We start from the raw sequence: 23,855 nt of genomic DNA, 5'->3' as shown, positions 1-23,855 counted from the left end.
TAAGCTTCATCCTGAAATCAAAAATGAGATCAAAAAATCTCAGGGCTACGCCGTCTTTTCGAGCAACAGCAGCAAAATTTTTGTCGTCGGCTTCGGCGGCGGCTACGGGGTCGTCAAGGATTTCCGCTCCGGTAAAAATACCTATATGAAAATGGCGCAGGGCGGAGCGGGCCTGGGAATCGGCATTAAACAGCTGCGTACCTTGATGATCTTTAACGACAGTAAAGCGCTGGCCGATTTCATCACCAACGGCTATATCGTGGGAGCCGATGCGAACGTCGCGGCGAAATACGACGATCAAGGTTTGCCGGCAGTAGGCGCTTCCGCAAGCGCCGTGGCGCCAAGCAGCGTAGAAATACCGAAACCTGTTAGCGTTTATGAGCTGACGGAAAAAGGTCTTGCGGCCCAGGCGATGATCAACGGCTACAAATACTGGCCGGATGATGAGCTGAACGGGGTTAAATAACGCGGCTTGATCAGCTAATGAATTAAAATGTTGAGGCGCCTGACGGCGCCTTTTTTATGTGCGAGGCGAGCGTTTGTGGGTGCAGGGGAGGAAGGATAGTTGTGCGGTTATTGTGCAGGGCGTGCTACGATGAACCTCACTCATGGAAAGGTCAGCATCATGTCTCTCTTAGATTTCGCAATGAAGCGCTTCGGCAGCGCGGGCACCAGCTCCGCGACATGCCCGGTCTGTGGCAGTAAATCCTCTCACCCCAACGCTAAAATTCGCCAGGGGCAGACGCTGCTCTGTCCGAAGTGCAAGTCGATGTTTGTTGTGCCACGAAAGGGCGACTAAACGGGCAGGCCTGCCCGTTTGCGAGTCGAAAAGTGAAAGGGTGAGCAGCGTTGCTGCCTGATAAACACTGAGCTTAATGGCCAGAGCACAAGCACCTTCAGACGCTCCTCAGTCAGCTGCTCTTCAACGATCCCGACGTTGCCTGTCCCATACTCTTTACCCAGCAGATTTGTCAGCAAACAGTGGTTGCTGAGGTACAGCAGAGCAATCATGTTTCGCCCGCGGTACAGCTCCTGCCGGTTGCACAGGCTGGTAAATGTCATCATCCTTATCATGCTCAATGCCCTTCTGGCGCGCATCCAGCATCTCCATGATCAGTCTGGATTTATCGTCCAACGCGCTGGCAAGTTTTGCGACTTCCGGAAACATAGTGCCCTGTGCGGTAGTTTTCCATAATGGCGTCCCCAACAGATGGACGTGGTTAATAAGGGAGAACAGAGGGCGGGAGAAACGCACCATCATGAAAGTGATAAGCAGTAATGCAAGGGTGATGAAAATGGTGAGTCCGACAAAGTTATGTTGATGGTAACGGTTGATGCTGGCCTGCCACTGGTTGTCCGGCGTCAGCATAACCAGCGTCCATTTCAGCTTGCCCTCCGCATCGGAGATGGCTTTGCTTAGCATCAGGTTGTGATCAACGGCGGGACGAAGCAGGCTATCAGTACGGCCTGGGGAGGGCAGATGCTGGCCGGCATTCTGAATTTCATCTGCCGACAAGGGGGATGCGGCGGCAATCAGCTTCCCTTTTTCATTGAGCAGCATCAGCCGATGAGAATTATTGGTATCCAGTGACTGTAGCCAGCCTGACATCGCTTCCGGCTGAATTTCCGCCGATAGCACGCCCAGGAAACTCCCCCTCCGATCCCTGACCGGCTGTCGCCAGGTCATCGCCATACCCTGTCCAGCCGCATGGCGGTGCGTATGTTCCGTCCAGAATGGCTGGCTGGTTTCACGGGCATGCACGAACCAGAGCTGTTTCAGCACGGCCTGGTTTGTCTGGGCTGATGCATGAATCGTTTTAAAAGTGCCGTCTGTCGGATCGCGCTGAAGCACCGTGTAACTCCCGTTCGCGGTGGCAAAACTAAGTTTGCTGAGCGGCTGACCGTTGTTGAAATTAAGCTCGATAATCTGCTGGAGAATTCCGGCGACGGACGCCGGTTTGGCCGCAGACTCACCCGCTGAAAGCAGCGCCATCAGTTTTGCGGAAGCCTGAGGTTGATTAAGATATTTGCCGATTTGCTGTGACACCTGTTCACCGTCATTTTTCAGCAGCTGTTCGTTCATATCGGAGTAAATTTGTTTTACCGCCCGATCGAGGTAGCTGTTCAAACACAGCGCCACGATGGCCGAAGATATAATCATCAGAATGACCAGCGCTTTAGTCAACGAAACCGGGTATGTTTTAAATTTTGTCATGGCTTCCAACGATTACTCTGCATAAAAACAGGAAATGGTATTAATAAAATTGAGTTAATCGCATATATTGCCAAACGAACAATGCGAGTGGAATAGCTGCACGGTGCAGGATTAATGTTTTCTTGTTTAAATATAAATTGCCGACGCGATGCAATAACATCCCTGCTGCACAGTGTGTTTGTGTCGCCAATCTTTATGCACGGTTATGTTGGTGAATAAATAGAGATATTGCATTCAATCAATAAGCTTAAGTTATTTATTGCGGCCACCTTTTTTCTCTCGCTGCACAAGGTTGTGCGAAAGTGAGTTTATGATGAGATTTTAATTGGCTAAAAATTAAAAAGTGCTGTTGGTCTTTCATGGTGAAAACACGGTGTTACTGCATGCCTTAAATATGCACCCGCGCATCATAGACTATAACCGGACACATGCTGGTTATTCCCGCGCCGATGATGCTCGCAATGAACCTTGTCGCAAGCAGGCTGAATAAGCGGTAGCGCTGTCCGCCAGTTAATCCTCATTTATTGCTCTCGCGGACTGGTAACAAATCCGGTCACGGCCATTGTTTTTCGCTTTGTAGAGCTCGAGGTCTGCTTCTGAAAGCAGGTTGGGAAGGTTTTTTTTGATAACCCGAAGCGATGCCAAAGCTGGCGGTGAGGCGCAGTGTTTCATTAGCTTGTACGGTAATTTCAAGGCTGCGAATCTGCTCCAGCAGCCTGAAAGCATATTTCAGTGCCGCATTGGTATCGCCATTCTCGAATACCACGGCTAACTCCTCGCCGCCGATGCGGGCAACAACATCTTCACCCCGGCACACATTCTTTAGCATGGTGGCAAAGGCTACCAGCACCGCATCCCCGACCGGATGGCCCCAGGTATCGTTTATCGACTTAAAGTGGTCAATATCAATCAGCATAACCCAGGCGAAATTCGACTCGCTTGACCTGTGGACGATGTCACCCGCCAGCTTTTCGAATGCCCGACGATTAAGTAGCGAGGTGAGGGTATCCTCCTCGGAAGACTTTTGAAACTGCTCGCTCATTTCGGCCTGCTCGTTGAGCTTATTGCCAAGTGCACCAAGCGAAGACCACAGCTGCTGTACTTCCCCGGCGCTGTTGTTGGTCAGCAGCCCGATGGTTTTTCTGTCGCCTGAAATTAAACCGTGGGTAATTTCATTGAGCTTCATAATGGGCTTTAACACCCGCGTGCGGATGTAATAGACGGCCCCAATCACCAGAATATAAAGAATCAGCAGGATGCAGCACACCAGCATCAGGTTCATCATGGCCTTATTTTCACTGGCGATATAATTCTCTTTCAGATCGCTCAGGTAAACGTTTAACAGGTTGTTAAAAGATTTCAGGCTCGAGTGATATTTAACCGCAAAAATATCCGCATCCATCGTATAGCTGGCACCGTTATCACTTTGTTTTTGTAATTCTTCAATCAGCGTCATCCCCTGGCTTTCAAAGCGGTGCCGCGTCTGCGCCAGCAGCTCAGTGAACCGGGAATGTTCGCTGATTTCATTACAATGCATTCGGAAGTTTTGCGGTACAGCGCCTTATGGTAGAAATTTGTGGCAGCAACCATTTCGTCAATGGCATGCTGCTCGGCGACAGGATCTCGCGGCTGTACGGTCTGGTAACGATCCATCGTCCTACGCGAGTTAATTAAGTGTACTTTTGTAGCGTTGAGCAGGGAGTGCGTCAGGAATTTATGCGGTATCGTCCTGATGGCGGTTCTTTTATTAAGTCTTTACAGGAAATGAGCGGAATTTTATCAATGTCAGCGCTGGTCGGAGTTAGGGTTTGGACGTGGGCTATGCTTACAAAAGGATATTGATAGCATTTTTAAGAATCTGTTTGCTTGCACATCGTGCGTCAGTACACGTTTTTACAGTTAATTAAATTTTGTAATGTTGGTTTATTTTTAAATTTAAACTTTGCCGGCCCTGGCGCACGGTATATTCTGGGTTAAGATTTTTAATAAACAGCGCAACAATAACTTAAGAAATTAATTTTACACATGCTAGTCTTCCTTCTCGTTCTCTTCGCTAGTTCATTTTATTGTTCTGCCGATATGGCCCGCTTTGTTATGAACTATAGTAAAGAGCCAGCATTCGCCTGATAAGAAACAGAATATGCACAAAAATATCTGCCCGCTGCTGATTTTAATTCCTGCGTGTTTACTGTCAGCCTGCTCCGTTTCGCCGTCGTTACCGGTCTTTGGCGCCTCTTTCCCTGACTGGTTGTTCTGTCTCACCGGTGGGGTTATCGCAACCTGGTGCCTGCATCTTTTTCTGGTGAAAAAGAAGAAGGCCTGGTTTGCCCCTCATATTATTGGTTATCCACTGTTCACCGCGCTGGTAGCGATGGTGGCGTGGCTACTGATTTTCAGCCAGTAGAACAGGAAAATTATCATGTTAAAACTGCAAAAGTCTTTTTCGTTACTCCTGTTACTGCTGCTGGCGGCCATGGTTTTTATTATTGTGCTGTGGCGTATTGATAGCAGCCCACGCACCGACGATGCTTATGCCTATGCGGATACCATCGCTATCTCCCCGGAGGTGAATGGCCGAATTATCGCGCAGCCGGTACGGGATAATCAGCGGGTGCATAAAGGCGATCTGTTATTTCAGATTGACCCTCGGCCTTATCAGGCTGCGCTAAAGCATGCTCAGGCGAAGCTCGAAGGGCTGAATCAGCAAATCGAACTAACCCAGCGATCCGTCAATGCGCAAAAATTTAGTGCGGACTCGGCTCATGCCGCCATTGCCAGCGCCAGCGCCGCTGCGAAGCAGGCCACCGCCACGCTGCGCCGCCTGGAGCCGCTGCTCGCGCAGGGCTTTGCATCCGCCGAAGAGGTGGATCAGGCCCGCACGGCGAAACTTAGCGCAATCTCGAAGCTGGACACCCTGAAATTACAGGCCAGACAGGCAAAGGCAGGGGTGAGCGGGGTGGAAGCACTGGTCGCCCAGCGGGCGGAAGTGGCGGCGCTTATCGACGTGGCAAAGCTTAATCTTGAGTTTACAGAGATACGCGCCCCTTTTGATGGTCGTGTCGCTTCGCTGAAAACCACCGTTGGCCAGTTTGCAAGCGCAGGCAAACCCGTGTTTACCCTGATCGATACCTCGCACTGGTACGTCATTGCCAATTTCCGTGAAACCGAGCTTAAAAATATTAAAGAGGGTACGGTGGCGCAGGTTTATTTAATGAGCAATACCGGCGTTAAGTTCGACGGTCATGTTGATTCCATCAGCTACGGGATCACCCCGGAGGACGGCGGGAATCTGGCATCCGGCCTGCCTGACGTCAAACGCACCATAAATTGGGTACATGTTTCCCAGCGTTTTCCGGTGAAAATTCGCATCACCAATCCTGACGAGAGCCTGTTCCGTGTTGGGGCGTCCGCCGTCGCGACCCTGAAAACCAGGTCCTAACGGGGCGATATGAGCATCCATCCAACCAAATCGCTGGCTGATAAAATAAGCGCGCTGCTAGAGCTGCTGGCGGATTACCCGGGGCGGAGCAGCGTGATGATGCGCTGCCTTATTACCAGCGCGCTGGTCATTACGCTGTCAATGACCCTGCAGATCCCCTTTTTAGCCCTGTCGCTGATTGTCGTCTTTTACGTCACGCAAAAGAACGTTGTGCTGTCGAAGATGACCGCGATACTGTTTTTCTCGGGTACCACGCTTGCCGTAGGCCTGTCGATATTGACATTGAAATTAACCTATAGCTATCCAATGCTGAGGATCCTGCTGGCTTATGGGCTGTTCTTCTGCAGCGTTTATATGATGCGCGCCAGCAAAGCCGGGATAGTCTTCTTCCTGACCAGCGTGGTCATTATTTACAGCCATACGTTTGCCGATGCCACGGATAACCCCGAAATCGTGGTCAGGCTGATGCTCTGGCTCTGGGTGGCAATTAATTACTCGATTCTGCTGACGCTGATTACCAACCTGCTGTTTATCCCCCAGGACCCCGTTCAGCAATTTAAGCAGGTTGTGCTGCAGCAGAATAACGAGACAATTCGGCGGCTCGAGTGCCTGATTGAAAACACCTCACCCCCCGAGCCCGTGAGCGCGGAGACTTTGCAGAGCAAGATCCTGTCGGTTCAGCATTTGCTCGCCTTTGCGGTGATGCATAACCGACGCTATCGGGACACTAAAGCCTTTCAGCTTGCGCGTCTGAATACTATTTCAACTCTGTATCTGGCGGCACAGCACCTGGAGCCTGCGAATGATGGCGTCTGCAAAGAACAGCTTCAGCTGCTGCGTGATGCCTGCCTGGCGCTTAATACCTCAGTTGCAGAAGACTGCCCTTTCTTGCTGCCCGACAGGCAGGTCCCCGAAACCACGACGCCAGTGCTGAAGAAGATGCTGGACGCCCTGGTGGCTTTTTCACATCACGAGGAGAGGACCGATCCCTCGTCTCCGACGGTGCAAGCGGGAAAAAACTTTCAGCTCAACCCGACCTTCATAAAATTTGCCTTAAAAACGGTGCTGTCCAGTTTCATCTGTTATCTGCTCTACGCGGCGACGGACTGGCAGGGCATCCATACCATCATGCTCAGCTGCGTGATCGTGGCGCAGTCCAGCCTCGGTACCACCACACAGCGGGCGCTGCTGCGTGCGGTTGGGGCCGTCATTGGCAGCCTGATTGCGCTGCTGATGGTGATCCTGGTGATGCCGCACATCGACAGCATCGTTGGCCTGCTGCTGATGACGCTTCCCGTGGTTGCGCTGGGTGCCTGGGTGTATGCCGGAAGCGAGAAAATGAGCTATGCCGGGATCCAACTTATGTTCACCTTTGCGCTGGCGCTGCTGGAGACATTCGGGCCGACCTTCGATCTGGTTGAAATCCGCGACAGAATCATCGGTATCCTGCTGGGTGTGGGAATTGCAACGCTGACCCACGTGCTGTTATGGCCGGAGGTTGAAGGGGAGCAGCTGTGGAAAAGCATTGCGCGCATATTGCAGGACGCATCTGTGCGCATCAGACGTCAAACGGATCAATCGCTGGTTTCCCTGCAGCTCTGGCAGGCGCTGGCGAACTGCGAAAACACTGCCGCTCGGGTTGCCCTGGAACCGGGCGGGGCGCCTGGTGATGACCAGTCTGAATACGATATTTTCACCACGCAGGCCGTGCTGGGACACGTGCGCGAGGTGCTGTACATCATGGACAGCATAGCGGTGGGATCCAGCCTGGGACAGGATGAGATCTACGCGCCGCTACGGGAGCAGGCCGGAGAGCTTCTGGCGCTGAGTGCTCAGGCGGTGAGCGAACCTTCAGTGCTTGCCAACTGGCAGCGCGAGCACGCCATTCCTGACTCTCTTATCAACACGCAACCCCACTCCGTGCTGGTTAAAAAAGTGCAGCACCTCTTCTACGAAATTACCGAGCTGCTGGCGAGCCAGAAAAGCAGGCTTGCCCAGGAACGTGAGTTTACCAACTTATGAAAAATTCGATTACGCGTCATAATCTCAAACCGTTTAGCATGCTGCTTTGCGTGCTGCTGACTTCCTGTGCCTTAATGAATAATGACGACACGCCGCTGAAGCAGATCCAAAGCAGCGATGTGGTTCTGCCCGCTGATTTGCAGCTAACTAACGCCAGCTGGCCGCAGGAGCAGTGGTGGAAGACCTACCGAGACCCTCAGCTGGACGCGCTCATCGATCGGGCGATTAAAAACTCGCCGACCATGGCGCTGGCCCATGCCAAAGTGCAGCAGGCCCGCTCGGATGTGCAGATGATTGAGTCCGGGAGCAACCTGAAGATTTATGGTACGGCCAGCATCGATCAGGCACATGTTTCATCTAACGGCTACCTCGGGCCTTTTGCCAACGACCGCCCGGGGCTGGGGCTGACTGGCCCCTGGTATACCGAAGGGATAGTGGGCCTTGGTGCCACGCTGGACATCGATATCTGGGGCGAGCATCGCTCCAGGCTTGAGGCGGGCATGGGGGTACAGAATGCCCGCAGGCTTGAAGCTTCTGCGGTAAGCCTCGAAATTTCTGCCGATACGGCACAGCTCTATTATGCCCTGCAGACCTCCACCCAGCTGATTGCGCTGCTTGAAGAACAGAAGCGTATCGAATCCTATGCGTTACAGGGGCACGAAGCGCGGGCGGCACGCGGGCTGGAATCGCACGCGGAGGCAGAAGCCGCTAAAGCGCACCTGTTGAGCGTTGAACAGCAGATCTCTTCTGCCAGACAGCAGCGGATTAAACACCGTGAGTCGTTACGGTTGATAGTGGGCGGTGGTGAGCTTCCGGAACTGAAGCCGGTGACGCTTCCCGTACCGTCCACCGGGCTGCCAGCCTCCCTTAACTATCAGCTTCTGGCTCGTCGCCCCGATCTGCAGGCGGCGCACTGGTACGTGAAATCATCTATGAGCCAGATCGATGCTGCCAAAGCGGCGTTTTACCCTAAATTTGATATCAAGGCGTTCTTCGGCTTTGATGCGCTGCATCTTGACGACCTGTTTAACCACTCGAGCCAGCAGATCAACATCGTGCCTGGCCTGTATCTGCCTATTTTCTCCGGCGGCCAGCTGGAGGCTAATCTGGATAAATCCCGGCGCCAGCGCGACATCATGATTTCCCAGTACAACCAGGCGGTGCTAACGGCAGTGCGTGATGTGGCCGTCGTGGGGAGCGAAATAGAGTCCCTGCATGAGGAGGCGGAGCTTCAGGAACAGAAAATCTCTGCGGCGTCGTTTACGGCAAACAACGCCACCGCGCGTTATAAGAGGGGGCTTATCAGCAGGCAGGCAGCCACTTCCGCGGGCAGCCTGCTGATTGCTGAAAGGATCAAACAGCTGACGCTCAACAGCAGCATCGTCAGTAGCGATATCCTGCTCAATAAGGCACTAGGCGGTGGGAAAGCGGGGAAGTAAAGGGCTTCCCCGTTCCGCTAACCTACCAGGAATAGCCGACGGCCAGAATGGTATACAGCTCGCCGCTGTGCTGGACGAGCGGGCTGTCGGCGATGCTTTTATCGTAAAATTCATAGTTGGCGGCAAACAGCCCCATCCACCTGTCGGTAAAGCGGTAGCTGGTAATAATCGCCGTCATCGGGGAGAACGTTGTCCCGGTGTCCCACTCTTTGCGCTGCGGCGTGGCCTCACTGGCCGAGACGCCGCCAAAGTAGTAGTTCGCCATATTGGAACTGCGGATCATCATGCCCACCCCAGGCATAATCAGCAGCTTATCGCGGACAATAGGGAAGTCAGCCCACAGGAGCAGCTCCTGGCCATCGCTCTGGCCCGTGACGTCCGAACTGATTCGGGCGCTTAGCAGCGCATAGGGGGTGATCACCGTGCCGCCGACGCCCGCTTCAAACTCCGCCCTGCGTTTATGCATCCCTTTAAACTGGTCATGATCGTCAGGATCCAAATTGCCAAAGCGGAACCTGCCGTAGCCGTAGGCGGCAAATGAGTCGTTTAGCGCGAAGTAATAGCGGGCGCGATCGCCAAGATACATAAACTGGTCGCCAAAATAGAGCGCGCCGGGAATAAAATGAGTTTCAGTATCGTCAGCCTGATAGCGGTGCGTACCGGTAACCGCCGCGCCGCCGACCACCAGCCCCTTTGGAATAGGGCTTGTCGCACTGTCTTTGGAGAATAAATCAATCGATCCAAGGTCGACTTCGGCATAGGCAGAAGTTGAAAGCAGCAGCGCTGAACAGAGTGCCGAAAAAGTAATTTGCTTGAGTCTCATCATTGTTCCAGAATTGGTGAGTCGGTCATATTTTTGGCATCCTTGCCTTGCAGCCATCCGGAAGTTTACCCTATCTCTATCTCTCAAATTCCTCGCTGTAATTTAATTATCAACGAGATAGGGCAAAAAACGTTCGTTCAGGGCAATGCCTCGCTAAGATCGTTTATCTGCTCCGTACTGGCTGGCGCGTTTACCGGCTCACAAATGGGGTAAACGCCGCAGAGTGTAAAATCGCGATAGGCCTTCTGGGTGATATGGCTATGGCTGCCTTGCCCGCTACGCAGCTTCGTTGCTTCCAGCAGCTCCAGTAAACTGGCTCTGCCCATCTGAAGCGGGAACTCTTCAGGGGCATAGTGCGTCCCCCTTGGGTAATCATAGTAGGGCGCGCGACGTTCAACATGCGTACCAAGTATCTGCGCAACCGGACGGGTAGCGGTGAAATCGACCAGGCGCTGTGCGCTTGCTTGCATAAGATCTGGATTTCGCTCATTGATATACAGCCTTCCGGGATACAGCACATCGCCAGTCAACAGTATGGCTGTCTGTCGGTCATAGACGGCGATGCTGGTCGCGTCATGTCCGGGCGTTGGAATAATATCCAGAACTCGCCCACCAAGATCGAAACGTCCTGTCTCCTCCGGCCACTTATGAATGCCAAAGAATTGCTTCAGCGTCTCCACATCGCCCGGCTTAACGAAGGTGGTATCAGGACGCTTGATAAACTGCGCGTCTCCCCAGATATGATCGAAGTGCGAATGCAGGTGCGTGACGACTAAGGGAACAGACTGGCGATGGTTTTTTTTCAGCCATAGATTTATGACGCTGTCGACGGCTCCCACAACGTCAGGCACGCGGCCTGTAGTCGGGTCGGTGTCTTTCCCCGCGCCGGTATCAAAGAGAATCGCCCGGTCTTTTCCGAACAAAAGATAAAGGAAAGGTTTCTCGGTATGCACACAGCCTGATTCCCGCAGAATATAAAAATTTTCGTTGTACTGGTGCACCTGAAAATCGTCGCGGAAAGTGGTGCATTCCGGGCCGCCGGTACGCCATTTTTCCGGTAGCGTTCCTGCCTCATATTTCACCTGTGGCGCTCGTTCGGCTGCTTTGACGTTCGTCGATGCGATAATCACAATGCCTATGCAGCAGGCTTTAATCCAAAAGTTGGGGCTGGATTTCATCAATGCATTCCTTAAAGGAGTTGAACTCATTGTGGAGCGCCGGTTCAGTTTACCTGTTTTATTATTTCGCCGGGCTTCCTGCTAAGTCATCTCAGTATAGGAACGATGAGGGAAAATGCTTCGCCGTTTACTTGATAGCAAACCCCGCAGGCATTCACGGGCCAATTCCGCTGCCAATACTGCCCGGAAGACCTTAAAGATGCGATAGGTAACCGGGAGCATTACAAAAATAAGATTAATAAGGTTGCTGGAGGGGCAGTGCACACATATTCTGAATAGAACGGTCATATATTACGGGGTGATTTATGTTTAAGCGTCGAGGATTACTTTCAGCTGTCACCGTAGTTGTTTCACTGGCGCTGTTTACTGCTCCCGTTTTTGCTAATCCGGGTAACGGAAATGGCAACGGGAACGGTAATGGCAATAGCGGTAATCAAGGGCACGGTAACGCTCATAGCAACAAAGGCGGGCAGGGCAACGGAAAGTCTGACCAGGATCACGGCAGCCGTAAGAACTATGGCAAGCCGGATCACGTGGATTCGGACATCAGCTTTAAAGATGCACGTAGCCTGGCGGTTAACTATGGCCTGACCGGCTATAAATCTCTGCCTCCCGGCATCGCCAAAAACCTTGCAAGAGGTAAACCTCTTCCTCCGGGAATAGCCAAAAAGGCCGTACCCCGCTCGATGCTTGACCAGCTGCCGTATTATCCCGGCTACGAATGGCAGGCGATCGGGGACGATTTGGTGCTGGTTGCGCTCAGTACGGCTATCGTAACCACCATTATTAATGGCGTATTTGACTAACCCCCCCGCTATGTACGAAGCCCTGGCGTCCGTCGGGGCTTTTTTTCGTCCGCGGCAAGCGTGTTGTAGGAGATCGCCCAGCCAGCAGGCTTCCGGGCCCTGCTGGCGTCAACGCTTTCAAAGCTGCTGACCGCCACCATCGCAGGATTCTTCATTGGCCTGGCGTGGCCGGCCGGGCAAAGAGGTACCCGTTTTACGTAAATTCTGAGTAAGGTTTCATACTGTACTGGAGCCAGAATTTACGTTGCGCACCTAAAAAGTCTGGCGGTCATTACCACGGCGGAATGAGGACATCTTTATGACAGCAGAAATTAAGGGCGGTATCGACATCGCCATCAAAGTTCCCACCCATCAGTACCAGCAGACTCTCGACTTTTACCGCACCGTGCTCGGCCTTCCGGAGATCCTGGATAAGCCACCGGCGACCGGTTTCCTGCTTGGCCCCAATCGCTTGTGGATAGATGAAGCCCCGGCAATGAGCCAGGCTGAGGTCTGGCTCGAGCTGTTTACCCCCAATTTCCGACAGGCCGCGAAGCAGATGGAAGCCAATGGCGTTGTCCGTTGTGACGCGGTCGAACCGCTGCCCGATGGCTTCAAAGGGGGGTGGGTAATGAGCCCCTGTAATATTGTCCATATGCTCCGTGAGCCGGAAGCATGGTAATCAGCGGCCTGGCTACCAGCATTCAAGACGCCAGCCGCCGGGAAACAGCGACAGACGGTCTGTCAGATTCAGGCTGTCGAGAAAAACCTCATCGTGGGAGACGACTATCAGCGCGCCCTGATACGTGTGGAGCATAGTTTCCAGCGCCTGGACGGATGGCAGGTCCAGGTGATTGCTGGGTTCGTCGAGCAGCAGCAGCTCGGGGGCAGGGCTGGCATACAGCACGCAGGCGAGGGCGGCTTTAAGGCGTTCTCCCCCGCTTAACAACCCGCTGGGGATCTGAATTTTATGCGCGTCCAGGCCAAGCTGAGCCAGCCGCGTGCGCAGATCACCTTCACCTGCGGTGCGGTTAGCTTCAAGTATCTGCTCCAGTATCGTCCGCCGGGGATCCAGGCTTGCAAGATGCTGATCGAGCCAGCAGGCATCGGTAATGACCCGGCACCGCCCGCCGGATGGCACGAGGTGTCCGGCCAACACTTTCAGCAGCGTAGATTTCCCGCTGCCGTTATCACCTACGACGCCGACGCGCTGGCGCGCGGTCAGCATCAGATTCAAGGGCGGGGTAAATTTCGCAACAAAGGGGAGCTGCACGTCAACCAGCTCGACGATCTGACGCCCCGAAGGGAGGGTAACCTCCGGGGAGTGCACGACTATAGCTGCACTTTCTTCAACGTTTTTGGCCGCGTCGCGCACCCGCTGGTCGAGCGCGGCGTGGACAGCAAGATGCTGCTGGTTGAGCTTTCCTGCGGAGGCTTCGCTCCGCTGCCTCTGTCCGCCGAGCAGGATTTTGGCCTGGTTGGCCACTTTGCCCTGGCGATTGCCACGGGACTGACGCCTTGCAAGCCGCTCTTTCTGATTGCTCAGCTTTTTCTTTTCACGCTGCCGTTCGTTTTTCCGTTGCTCAAGCAGATGCAGCGCATTCTGGCTTTCCGCCGCTTTCACCTGCGCATAAAACGAGTAATTCCCGCCATAGACGCTAAGCCCCTGGGGAGAAAGCTCAACGATGCGGCTCATTGATTCGAGCAGTTCCCGATCGTGGCTTACCGCGATCAGCCCGCCAGGCCAGCGTGCAAGCTGAGCAATCAGCGCCTGCCGGCAGTGACGATCCAGATGGTTGCTGGGTTCGTCGAGGACCAAAAAATCAGCCTCCGCCAGCCAGGCGCCGATAAGCGATACGCGCATGGCCTCGCCGCCGCTTAGCTGATGCGCTGGGGTCGAGGCCTGCAGATTTCCCAGCCCATTTATTTCCAGCTCAAGCTTTAGCCGCTGGCGGATATCCCACCGGTCGCCGACTATCTCGAAATCCCGCCCGGATACGCTGCCATTTTCGATACGGCCCAGCGCGTCGATAACAGCCTGAACGCCAGCAAGCCCGGCGACGGTGGCCTCAGGCTGATGTGCAATGTGCTGTCCCAGATAATGCGTGGTTCCTGATGCTGTGCGGCTTCCTGAAGAGGGCATTAGCGTGCCCGCCAGAATTTTTGAGAGTACGCTTTTACCCACTCCGTTACGGCCAACCAGGCCCGTGGGACATGCGTCAAAGGTTTCGTTCAGCTGTGAGAACAGCGGGGTGCCGTCAGATAAGGTAAAGGCAACGCTTTCCAGCGCGATATAGCTATTCGTCATAATTACTCCATAGATGCCAGAACTGCCCGCAAAAGATCGGGACAATCGTTTGGCCGTCGGACGGACGGCAGCATCAATAGCGCATTGGACGAATACCTTTAAAGTAGGGAGGAATGGGCTATTTTAAATAGGATGAAGATAAAGTAAAGCGCACTGGCTGATGGACCGGGACGCAAGTACGAGCGGTCATCGGCAGGCCATTGATTGTCTGGAGAAAAATATGAGCCAAAAATTATCAGCGAGCTGCCACTGCGGCAACGTCAGATTTACCGTTGAGCTGGCCGAGGGGGGCTTTGACACGGTTCGCCGCTGTAACTGCTCTTTCTGCCGCATGAGGGGGGCGGTGGTCGTGTCCGCGCCTCTTTCCGGCATTGAGGTGCTGGCAGGGAAAGAATTTCTTACCGAGTATCGGTTTAACACCCGGCAGGCGGTGCATTATTTTTGCTCGGCGTGCGGGATTTATACCTTCCATCAGCGCAGATCTAATCCTGAACAGTATGGCGTGAACGTTGCCTGCCTGGAGGGCGTCTCTCCCTTTGATTTTGAAAGCGTTGATGTGACGGACGGCGTTCAGCATCCTAATGATGGCGCCAGCCGTGGCGTTGTTGGACACCTGATTTACCGCCCCGTGGAAAAAAAGAGTGGTTCTGAAGCAGGTAGTTAAATTCGTCCTGCTAACACCAGTCGCAGGCAGGCATCGTGATGGCCGCAATAAAACCTCGCCGGTCATGGCATGAGGGAGGCCATTCAGGCATTCCCGTGCCGTGCGCGATAACTGTGCGTTATCTATCCAGTGCGTGATAGGATGAATTTCGTTCCCTGAACCGCTAAGCGGCTGAAATTCCGCACAAGAACATCGCATAATTTTTAACCTATACTGTTAAGAAGACTCTTGCAGCTGTTAAATCCCTGATGCCTGACACCCCATCCTGAGAGAACGTTTCTGATCTGATTGAACAACTGCTTCTGTGCGTTCACCTCGCCTGTTGAGCAAATTCATGAAATTAATTCCTGCACGGTGGTTTACACGCGTTAAGCCACTGGATCTCCATCCTGATATTCCCGACTGGCTGGTCGCCGGGCCTGCCAGCGATAGCCCCATGAAAGCCGAACTGTTTTCTGCCGCCCAGATGGAGCGCTACGGCCAGAAGCTGGCTCGCTCGCATAAATTATCGGCCACCCGGCTGCCTTACTATTTACTGAAGCGTCTAGAAGATAACGAAGCCATCATTACCCGTAACTGCTATCTGCTCAACGCGGGCGAAAAGGCCGGCATCACCCCTGCGGGCGAATGGCTGCTGGATAACTATTACCTCATCGAAGAGCAGATCCGCGTGGTCCGCCATCACCTTCCCAAAAATTTTGGTAAAGGATTGCCGCCGTTAACGGCTCCACACAACTGTCCGCGCATTTATGCGATAGCTTCCGAAGCTATAGCCCATGCCGACGGACGCTGGGACGCAGCGAGCCTGGCGAGCTATATCGCAGCCTATCAACAGGTAACACCGCTAACGCTCGGCGAGCTCTGGGCGCTGCCGGGCATGCTGCGCCTGGCGCTGATTGAAAATTTACGTCGGGTCAGCATTGAGGTGGCCGGAGCGCAAAAAGAGCGCAATCTCGCTGACGCGTGGGTGACGCGAATTTTTGAGTGCGCCGAAAACGCGCCTGCGGATCTGATCATGGTGATTGCTGATATGGCGCGATCGCGTCCGCCGTTAAGCAGCGCGTTTGTGGCGGAGCTGGTTCGTCGGCTGCAGGGGCGGGGGAATATGCTCTCTTTACCGCTGACCTGGGTTGAGCAGCGCCTGGCCGAAACCGGCGTGACCCCGGACTACCTGATTCACCGCTTTAACCAGCAGCTTGCCGCAAACCAGCTCTCCGTCAGCAACAGTATTGTTGGCCTGCGGCTGCTGAGCGAAACCAACTGGGCCGACTTTGCCGAAGCCATGAGCCTGGCCGAACAGACACTGCGCCAGGATCCCTCAGGGATATACCCGGCGATGCACTTTGACACTCGAGACCACTACCGACACATTATTGAGATCCTCGCCAGGCACAGTCATTACGGCGAACCGGAAGTCGCCCGCCATATTCTGCAAATGGCGCAGGGCGCCGATCCAGCAACGCCTGCCCACCACGTTGGCTATTACCTGATTGGTGAAGGGCGCGCTGCGCTTGAACATGAACTCGGCGCTAACATCTCCTGGGGCGTACGGCTGCGCCATAGTTTTAACCAGATCCCGCTGCTTGCCTGGCTTGGGAGTTTAAGCCTGTTAACAACGGCCTTTACCGCCGACATTTTATTCCGCACCTGGCTTCAGGGTATGCACTGGCCGCTGGTGCTCCTTGCGTTGCCGCTGGTGGTGCTGGTTAGCCAGCTGGCGAGCAATTTACTGAGTGAGGCAACGACACGCTTCCGCTCACCGCTGCCGCTGCCAAGGATGGATTTCTCCACCGGCATTCCGGCCGGGTTCAGCACCCTGGTTGTTATTCCGTGCTTACTCACCAGCCGGGCAGGAATTGACAAGCTGTTCAATAGCCTGGAAGTTTGCTATCTCGGCAACAGCACGGCGAACCTGTATTTCGCGTTGCTGACTGATTTCGCTGATTCCCCCGATGAAAACTCGCCGGAAAATAGCAAGCTGCTTCACTGGGCTGAGGCTCAGATGCAGAATCTTAACCGTCGCTATGCTTCCCGCTCACAGCCACTTTTCTTCCTGCTGCACCGTCCGGCGCAGTGGAATCCTCAGCAAAACGTGTGGATGGGCTACGAGCGCAAGCGCGGCAAACTGTCGATGCTAAACAGTTGGCTGCGGGCGCCTGCGGCACAGTTTTCAGATGTGCATAACAACGAAATCGCGCCCCCGCAGGGGGTGAAATATGTCATTACGCTGGACAGCGATACCGTGCTGCCCCGGGATACAGCGCACAAGCTTGTCGCGACGATGGCGCATCCGCTCAACCACCCGGTCTACGATCCTTTAAAGCAACGCGTCGTGAAGGGTTACGGTATTTTACAGCCGGGCCTTGCTGAGGAAATCCCACGCAACGGGCAGGGGCGCTACGCGGCCATGTGCAGCAGCGTGCCGGGTAACGATCCGTACTCAATGATGGCTTCGGACATCTATCAGGATCTGTTTGGTGAAGGCTCGTTTGTTGGTAAGGGTATTTACGACGTGGATGCTTTTACGCAGGCCACGCACAATACTTGCCCGGAAAACCTGGTGCTGAGCCATGATTTACTGGAGGGATGCTACGCCCGCTCGGGCTTGCTCAGCGAGGTTCTGCTTTATGAACAATATCCCAATAATTACCTCACCGACGTGGCGAGGCGCAGCCGCTGGATACGCGGCGACTGGCAGCTGCTGAACTGGCTCAAATTTCGGGTCAGAAAAGAAGACGGAACGCGGGACAAAAATCCGCTCACTGCGCTTTCCCGCTGGAAGCTGCTGGATAATCTGCGTCGTAGCCTGGTGGCACCGTCACTGCTGGTCCTTATCTTTTGCTCGCTTTTACTGGTTCCCAATCCCTTTTACTGGCTGATGGTGATGGCCGTTGCGCTGCTGCTTCCCGGCGCGTTGGTGTTAGCTCAGGGCATGATTAACAAGCCAGCACGACGCCCGTTCCTCCAGCACTGGCTGCTGGTGTCATCCGGAGGGCTAAAGCGTCTGCTGCGTGTTGGCCTTGGATTTATCACGCTGCCCCACGAGGCAGGGTATTCGCTACATGCCATAGCCGTGACGCTGTGGCGGCTGGGTATCAGCCATCATAACCTTAATCAGTGGGCAAGCTTTGAGCAAATGACCGACGGTGCCAGAACCTCAACTCTGCGGTTTTACCGTGCGATGTGGCTCAATGTGGCTACCGGTGCCGCACTTATCCTGCTTACCGCATCCCTTGCCCCGATGCTGCTGTTTATTGCCGCCCCCATAGGCGTGCTGTGGTGTCTGGCTCCGATGATATTAAGCTGGTTAAGCCGCGAACCCATCAGGCCAGGCCTCGCATTTACTGCTGAAAATCAACGTCTGCTGCGTCAGAGCAGCCGGGAGATTTGGGCCTTTTTTGAAACTTTTGCCACCGTAAAAGAGAACTGGCTGCCGCCGGATAACTTCCAGGAGTTTCCCCATCCCGTTATTGCGCACCGCACCTCGCCGACCAATATCGGCCTGTCGCTAATGGCTAACCTGACGGCATGGGATTTTGGCTATATCCCTCAGGGTGAAATGCTGCAGCGTATTACGCTGACCCTCGATACGCTGGATAAAATGGAGCACTACCGCGGGCATTTGTATAACTGGTATGACACCCGCACGCTGGTGCCGCTTAATCCACGCTATATCTCAAGCGTGGACAGCGGCAATATGGCCGGGCATTTGCTCACCCTTAGTGCAGGCTTAACGGGCTTGCGTAACCAGCCGCTGCTCGACACGACGCAGGTGCTGACGGGTCTCGATGATACGCTGCAAATTCTCGAAAAAGCCTGGGGGCAGCATGCTCCGACGCTGCTTCGCCAGCTGCGTAGCCATTGTAAAGGCGCCGGCATGCTGTCCCCGGCGCTGCTCTTTGCTGAGCTGAAAAATATGCGCGCGCAGAGTAATCGTCTGCATGCGCTTTGCAGTCACGAAGATGGCCGCATCCGCCGCTGGGTGGAGCATCTTCAGCGTCAACTGGTGCTTATCTGCCATGAATGGACACATTTTCTGAGCTGGCTTCCCGGCAGCTGGCAGAACCAGGCGCTGCCGACTCTTAGCTGGCTTGCTCAGGCAACACATACCGGCGAGGGGACACCGTCAGAATCGGCGATTCGTCAGGCGCGCACCCGGCTGGATATTGTTTCCGAGCTTGAACAGCGGCTGAACGAGCACGCGAGAATGGATTTCGCCTTCCTGTATAACGAGGTTACCAGCCTGCTCAGCGTGGGGTACAACTGCGATAACAATAAGCTCGATAACAGCCATTACGACCTGCTACCCTCGGAAATTCGACTTACCAGCTTTCTGGCGATTGCCACAAACCAGCTGCCGCTGAAAAGCTGGTTTGCGCTGGGAAGGCTGTTTACCACCATTGATAACGAAACGGCGCTCATGTCGTGGAGTGGCTCAATGTTTGAATATTTAATGCCAAACCTGGTGATGCCGACCTATCCGGGTAGCCTTCTTGAAGAGATGAGCCAGTCGGCGGTTAAACGCCAGATCGACTGGGGCAAAGAGCGGGGCGTGCCGTGGGGGATCTCGGAGTCGGGCTATTACTCGTTCGATGCGCTGCAAAATTATCAGTATCACGCTTTCGGCGTTCCCGGCCTTGGCCTGCGGCGAGGGCTGGCCGATGACATGGTTATTGCTCCATATGCCACGCTTATGGCGCTGACTGTCTCGCCGCATAAAGCCTGTGAAAATCTCCGCAGGCTGGAAGAGAGCGGTTCGCGCGGCGAATATGGCTTCTATGAAGCGCTGGATTACACGCCTTCGCGCCTCGCCAGCGGCCAGATGTACGCGATCGTCCGTTCGTGGATGGCGCATCATCAGGGCATGGCCTTCCAGGCACTTTCTCACGTGCTGCTGGGTGCCCCAATGGTCGATCGGTTTATGACGAGTCCGTCGTTTCAGTCGGCCCGTCTGCTGCTGCAGGAACGCGTGCCTGACGCCGTAGAGCTGTACAGCCCACGTCGCCATTTCGAATCTCACGAAGGGGTATTACAGCCCGTACAGTACGAAACCCGTGAGTTTACCGACGTGGACAGCGTCATCCCTGAAGTTCAGCTTCTCGCAAATGCCGATTACCACCTGATGGTCAGCCAGTCCGGCGGGGGCTACAGCCGCTGGAAAGACCTGGCGCTAACCCGCTGGCGCAGCGACCCAACCTGCGACGGCTGGGGCGCATTTTGCTTTGTAAGTGACCCTGTCACAAATGAGGTCTGGAGCAATACCTGGCAGCCGCTGGGGGCGTCCGCCAGCCAGTATGATGTGGTCTTTACCGACGCCGGCGCGGAGTTCAACGTGGTGGCGGGCACGGTCAGCGTAAAAACGCAGATTGTCGTCTCGCCAGAAGATGATATTGAGCTTCGGCGTGTCACGCTTCTGCACCGCGGACGGCAGCCGCGTACCCTGGAACTGACAACCTACGCGGAGGTGGTGCTGGCACCAAAAGAGAGCGATCTGGCTCATCCGGCCTTCAGCAATTTGTTTATCCAGACCGAGCTGCTTGCCGACCAGCATGCGATACTTTGCCACCGCCGCCCCCGTTCGCCTGATGAACGCTGTCCGTGGATGTTTCACACGATGGTGGTACACGGGCAGCCGCAGAGCGAAACCTCGTTTGAAACCGACAGGGCTAAATTCCTCGGCCGGGGACGAACCCCGGCAAACGCCGCCGCAGTCGAACAGGGCGGCTCATTGAGCAACAGCGTCGGCCCGGTGCTGGATCCCATTCTTGCCATCCGCCGGTCCATCGTTCTGCAGCCCGGGCTGCCCGTTACCGTCGACATTATTTATGGCGTAACGGAGAGCCGTCAGCACAGCCAGGCGCTGGTGGAGAAATATCACGACCACCCGATTGCGGATCGCGTCTTTGAGCTTGCGTGGTCGCACAGTCAGATCGCTCTGCGTCAGATTAACGCCAACGAAGACGACGCTACGCTCTTCAACCGGCTGGCAGGCGCGGTGCTGTTCCCAGGACCAGAGCTGCGGGCTGATGCCAGAACGCTTAGCCGTAACCGGCGAGGGCAGCCAGGCCTGTGGGGATGGTCAATTTCAGGTGACCTGCCGATTGTTATCCTTAACGTCACCAGCGACGAAAGCGTTCTGCTTATCACCACGGTGATTCAGGCGCACCACTACTGGCGGTTAAAAGGACTGGCGGTGGATCTGGTTATCCTCAACGACAGCCACGGAGGCTATCAGCAGGAGCTGCAAAACCAGATAGTCGAGCTGATCGCGGCGGGATCTGAAGCCAGCCAGATGGACAAGCCCGGCGGTATTTTTGTGCGCAACGGTGAACAAATGTCGGCGGAAGACAGGCTGCTACTGCTGAGCGTGGCGCAAATCGTTCTTGATGACCGCGGTGGTGGCCTGAAAGAGCAGCTGAATCAGCGCCTTCAGCCGACACTGTCTTCGCAACAGGCTTTTACTCCGCGTGCGGGTCTTCCCGACAATCAGCACGATCCCTGGCAGCCCGATACCAGCGCGCTGGTGTTTTTCAACGGCCGCGGCGGGTTTTCGCAGGATGGCCGTGAATACCAGATTGTTCTGGATGAAAAGGACCAGACTCCGGCACCCTGGGCGAACGTTCTGGCCAATGCGGGATTTGGTACCGTTATCTCCGAAGCGGGACAGGCCTATACCTGGTATGAGAACGCGCATGAGTATCGCCTTACTCCCTGGGAAAACGATCCCATCAGCGACCGTTCCGGCGAGGCGTACTATCTGCGTGATGAAGAGAGCGGTGCCGTCTGGTCGCCGACGACGTTGCCGGTGCGTGGCAGCGGATATTATCTTTCACGCCACGGCTTTGGCTACAGCGTTTTCGCCCACCGTGAAACAGGTATCGATACGGAGCTGACTATCCTGGTGGCGGAACATGCTCCCGTAAAAATCGCTATTTTAACGCTCAGCAATACTTCGGGGCGTACCCGCAAAATTTCCGTGACCGGCTACGTGGAGTGGACGCTGGGTGAATCGCGCAGCAAATCAGCAATGCATGTCGTGACCCGGGCGTCCACAACGGGACGCGGCTGCGGGGTGCTGGCAAATAACTTCTATAGCAGCAACGGTTCGGAAAGAACCGCTTTCTTTGCGGTAACGGGGGTCCATTGTTCCGTGACGGGAGACCGCCGGGAATTTCTGGGGCGTAATGGTTCGCAGCGTGATCCGGCCGTCATGCAACAGCGCACGCTGTCTGATAAAACTGGCGCGGGGTTAGATCCGTGCGGAGCGGTGCAGTCCGCGACGACGCTGATTGACGGAGACCAGCGCACGTTTATCTTTGTACTCGGCACGGGCCAGAATCACCAGGACGCGGAAGCGATGATCGATCTGTATCTTAGCGAAGATGCTGCTCGCGGTGAGCTGGCAAATGTACACGCCCACTGGCACCGCATGCTCGACCAAATCGTCGTGGCGACGCCCGATCCTGCCGTTAATCTGCTTGCCAACGGCTGGCTGCTGTACCAGACCATTGCCTGCCGTCTGATGGCTCGTAGCGGCTACTACCAGTCCGGCGGGGCTTTCGGTTTCCGCGACCAGCTTCAGGACACCCTGGCGCTGAGCCATGCGGCTCCGGAGCGGCTTCGCGAGCAGATCCTGCTTTGCGCATCGCGCCAGTTCACCGAAGGCGACGTTCAGCACTGGTGGCATCCACCGTCAGGCAACGGAGTCCGCACCCGTTGTTCAGATGACTATCTCTGGCTGCCGCTGTCCATCTGCCACTACGTCGCCACAACGGGGGATACCGGTTTGCTCGACCAGCGCCTTCCGTACCTTGAAGGCCGCCAGCTCCAGCCCGGCGAAGAGTCGGTATACGATCAGCCGGTTGTCAGCGCCCTTGAAGACTCGCTGTGGCAGCACGGCGTGAAAGCCATTCGCCATGGCTTGCGCTACGGTCAGCACGGTCTGCCGCTGATGGGAGCAGGCGACTGGAACGACGGAATGAATCTGGTCGGGCTGGAAGGCAAGGGCGAAAGCGTCTGGCTAGGCTTCTTCCTGTATGACGTACTGCAGCGCTTTGCGAAGCTTGCCGGGCGTATTAACGACGAAGAAATCGCCACGCTTTGTCGCAGCGAGGCGACAAAACTACAGCGCAGCCTTGAGGCGGCCGGCTGGGACGGAGCCTGGTATCGCCGGGGCTACTTTGATAGTGGAGAAGCACTTGGCTCACAGAGTGCAATAGAGTGCCAGATTGACGCCATTGCCCAAAGCTGGGCGGTGCTGTCCGGGGCAGGGAGCGCAGAACGATGCTCCCAGGCCATGCAGGCGCTGGACGCGCGGCTGGTAGATAACGAGGCGGGGCTGATAAAACTGCTTACCCCGCCGTTTAACGGCAACGGCCCTAACCCCGGCTACATTCAGGGTTACCTGCCGGGGGTACGCGAGAACGGCGGGCAGTATACCCACGGCGCCATCTGGGCGGTAATGGCCTTCGCCCGCAGCGGCAACACCGAGCGGGCCTGGCAGCTCTGGTCGCTGATCAACCCGATCAATCACGGCCTGACGCCGGACGCCATCGAACGCTATAAAGTCGAGCCGTACGTCATGACGGCGGACATCTATAGCGTAGCGCCGCACACCGGGCGCGGAGGCTGGAGCTGGTACACAGGTTCTGCAGGCTGGGCGTATCGATTAGTCATCGAGACGTTACTGGGTATCGAGCGGCACGGTGATGCGATAACCGTTCTTCCATTGCTGCCCAAGAGCTGGCCATCCGTGAGCCTGGTCTACCGCCACGGTTCGAGTGATTATCAGATAAATGTATCGCGAAGTGAAGGTAGCTATCAGGTCATGCTGGACGACGTTCTGCTGCCGGAAAACCGCATCCCACTATGTGATGACGGGCAGCGGCATAGGGTGGAGATAAGCGCTGGAGAGGAAGACTATCACTCATTCTCAATCATGATAGATCGGTAATGCCTGTCATTTGGACTGCTGTGTAACTG

15 protein-coding genes and 1 pseudogene are annotated in these 23,855 nt (G+C 55.1%); 11 read left to right on the top strand and 5 right to left on the bottom strand.

Going from position 1 to position 23,855, the window contains the following annotated elements; genetic code table 11:
• The first annotated feature begins 355 nt into the window (after nucleotides 1-355).
• Nucleotides 356-466 (top strand): hypothetical protein, encoded by a 111-nt coding sequence (locus ACA108_11020; protein XEX98078.1) that lies wholly within the window; start codon nucleotides 356-358, stop codon nucleotides 464-466.
• 159 nt (nucleotides 467-625) lie between these two features.
• Nucleotides 626-799, top strand: a complete 174-nt coding sequence (locus ACA108_11015) for a YnfU family zinc-binding protein (protein ID XEX97985.1) — start codon at nucleotides 626-628, stop codon at nucleotides 797-799.
• Between the two features lie 156 nt (nucleotides 800-955).
• Here ACA108_11015 and ACA108_11010 read toward each other — a convergent pair whose 3' ends face one another.
• Together ACA108_11010 and ACA108_11005 are read right to left on the bottom strand one after the other, a co-directional pair.
• On the bottom strand, nucleotides 956-2,215 hold the full coding sequence (locus tag ACA108_11010; protein XEX97984.1) for a hypothetical protein: 1,260 nt from the start codon (nucleotides 2,213-2,215) through the stop codon (nucleotides 956-958).
• Nucleotides 2,216-2,768: 553 nt separating this feature from the next.
• Nucleotides 2,769-3,671 (bottom strand): GGDEF domain-containing protein, encoded by a 903-nt coding sequence (locus ACA108_11005; GenBank protein XEX97983.1) that lies wholly within the window; start codon nucleotides 3,669-3,671, stop codon nucleotides 2,769-2,771.
• 684 nt (nucleotides 3,672-4,355) lie between these two features.
• Between ACA108_11005 and ACA108_11000 the strand changes: the two genes are divergently transcribed.
• The 4 genes from ACA108_11000 to ACA108_10985 are packed head-to-tail and all read left to right on the top strand — an operon-like array spanning nucleotide 4,356 to nucleotide 9,115.
• Nucleotides 4,356-4,619: a YtcA family lipoprotein gene (locus ACA108_11000; GenBank protein ID XEX97982.1), complete on the top strand. Its 264-nt coding sequence runs from the start codon at nucleotides 4,356-4,358 to the stop codon at nucleotides 4,617-4,619.
• Between the two features lie 15 nt (nucleotides 4,620-4,634).
• A complete protein-coding gene (gene mdtN / locus ACA108_10995; GenBank protein ID XEX97981.1) occupies nucleotides 4,635-5,654 on the top strand; it encodes a multidrug transporter subunit MdtN in 1,020 nt (339 codons plus the stop codon).
• A 9-nt stretch (nucleotides 5,655-5,663) separates the two neighbouring features.
• Nucleotides 5,664-7,676, top strand: coding sequence for an FUSC family protein (locus ACA108_10990; protein ID XEX97980.1), 2,013 nt, complete (start codon nucleotides 5,664-5,666; stop codon nucleotides 7,674-7,676).
• Nucleotides 7,673-9,115 (top strand): efflux transporter outer membrane subunit, encoded by a 1,443-nt coding sequence (locus ACA108_10985; protein ID XEX97979.1) that lies wholly within the window; start codon nucleotides 7,673-7,675, stop codon nucleotides 9,113-9,115. Before ACA108_10990 ends, ACA108_10985 begins: the two co-directional genes overlap by 4 nt.
• 22 nt (nucleotides 9,116-9,137) lie before the next feature.
• On the opposite strand, the gene ACA108_10980 is transcribed toward ACA108_10985, so the two are convergent.
• On the bottom strand, nucleotides 9,138-9,941 hold the full coding sequence (locus ACA108_10980) for a MipA/OmpV family protein (protein XEX97978.1): 804 nt from the start codon (nucleotides 9,939-9,941) through the stop codon (nucleotides 9,138-9,140).
• Nucleotides 9,942-10,075: 134 nt separating this feature from the next.
• Nucleotides 10,076-11,116 carry an MBL fold metallo-hydrolase gene (locus ACA108_10975; GenBank protein XEX97977.1) on the bottom strand — a complete coding sequence of 347 codons (1,041 nt, stop codon included), beginning with the start codon at nucleotides 11,114-11,116 and terminating at the stop codon, nucleotides 10,076-10,078.
• A gap of 305 nt (nucleotides 11,117-11,421) precedes the next feature.
• Here ACA108_10975 and ACA108_10970 point away from each other — a divergent pair, with 305 nt between their 5' ends.
• The 3 genes and pseudogenes from ACA108_10970 (at nucleotide 11,422) to ACA108_10960 (ending at nucleotide 12,583) form a co-directional block, all read left to right on the top strand.
• The gene (locus ACA108_10970; protein ID XEX97976.1) at nucleotides 11,422-11,922 is read left to right on the top strand and encodes an anti-virulence regulator CigR family protein; all 501 of its coding nucleotides are present in this window, start codon (nucleotides 11,422-11,424) and stop codon (nucleotides 11,920-11,922) included.
• 69 nt (nucleotides 11,923-11,991) lie between these two features.
• A pseudogene (locus ACA108_10965) lies at nucleotides 11,992-12,123 on the top strand (hypothetical protein).
• 97 nt (nucleotides 12,124-12,220) lie between these two features.
• Nucleotides 12,221-12,583 (top strand): VOC family protein, encoded by a 363-nt coding sequence (locus ACA108_10960; protein ID XEX97975.1) that lies wholly within the window; start codon nucleotides 12,221-12,223, stop codon nucleotides 12,581-12,583.
• 12 nt (nucleotides 12,584-12,595) lie between these two features.
• Here the strand turns inward: ACA108_10960 and ACA108_10955 are convergent, their stop codons facing one another.
• Complete coding sequence (locus ACA108_10955) at nucleotides 12,596-14,209, bottom strand: ABC-F family ATP-binding cassette domain-containing protein (protein XEX97974.1); 1,614 nt, start codon at nucleotides 14,207-14,209, stop codon at nucleotides 12,596-12,598.
• Nucleotides 14,210-14,429: 220 nt separating this feature from the next.
• Between ACA108_10955 and ACA108_10950 the strand changes: the two genes are divergently transcribed.
• On the top strand, nucleotides 14,430-14,873 hold the full coding sequence (locus ACA108_10950; protein XEX97973.1) for a GFA family protein: 444 nt from the start codon (nucleotides 14,430-14,432) through the stop codon (nucleotides 14,871-14,873).
• Between the two features lie 334 nt (nucleotides 14,874-15,207).
• Nucleotides 15,208-23,826, top strand: coding sequence for a GH36-type glycosyl hydrolase domain-containing protein (locus ACA108_10945; protein XEX97972.1), 8,619 nt, complete (start codon nucleotides 15,208-15,210; stop codon nucleotides 23,824-23,826).
• The last annotated feature ends 29 nt before the right edge of the window (nucleotides 23,827-23,855 follow it).

Source organism: Dryocola sp. LX212, from assembly GCA_041504365.1.
In the GTDB taxonomy this organism is placed as follows: Bacteria; Pseudomonadota; Gammaproteobacteria; order Enterobacterales; family Enterobacteriaceae; genus Dryocola.
The sequence above is the reverse complement of the archived record's forward strand: the minus strand, read 5'-3'. Positions and strand labels throughout refer to the sequence as shown.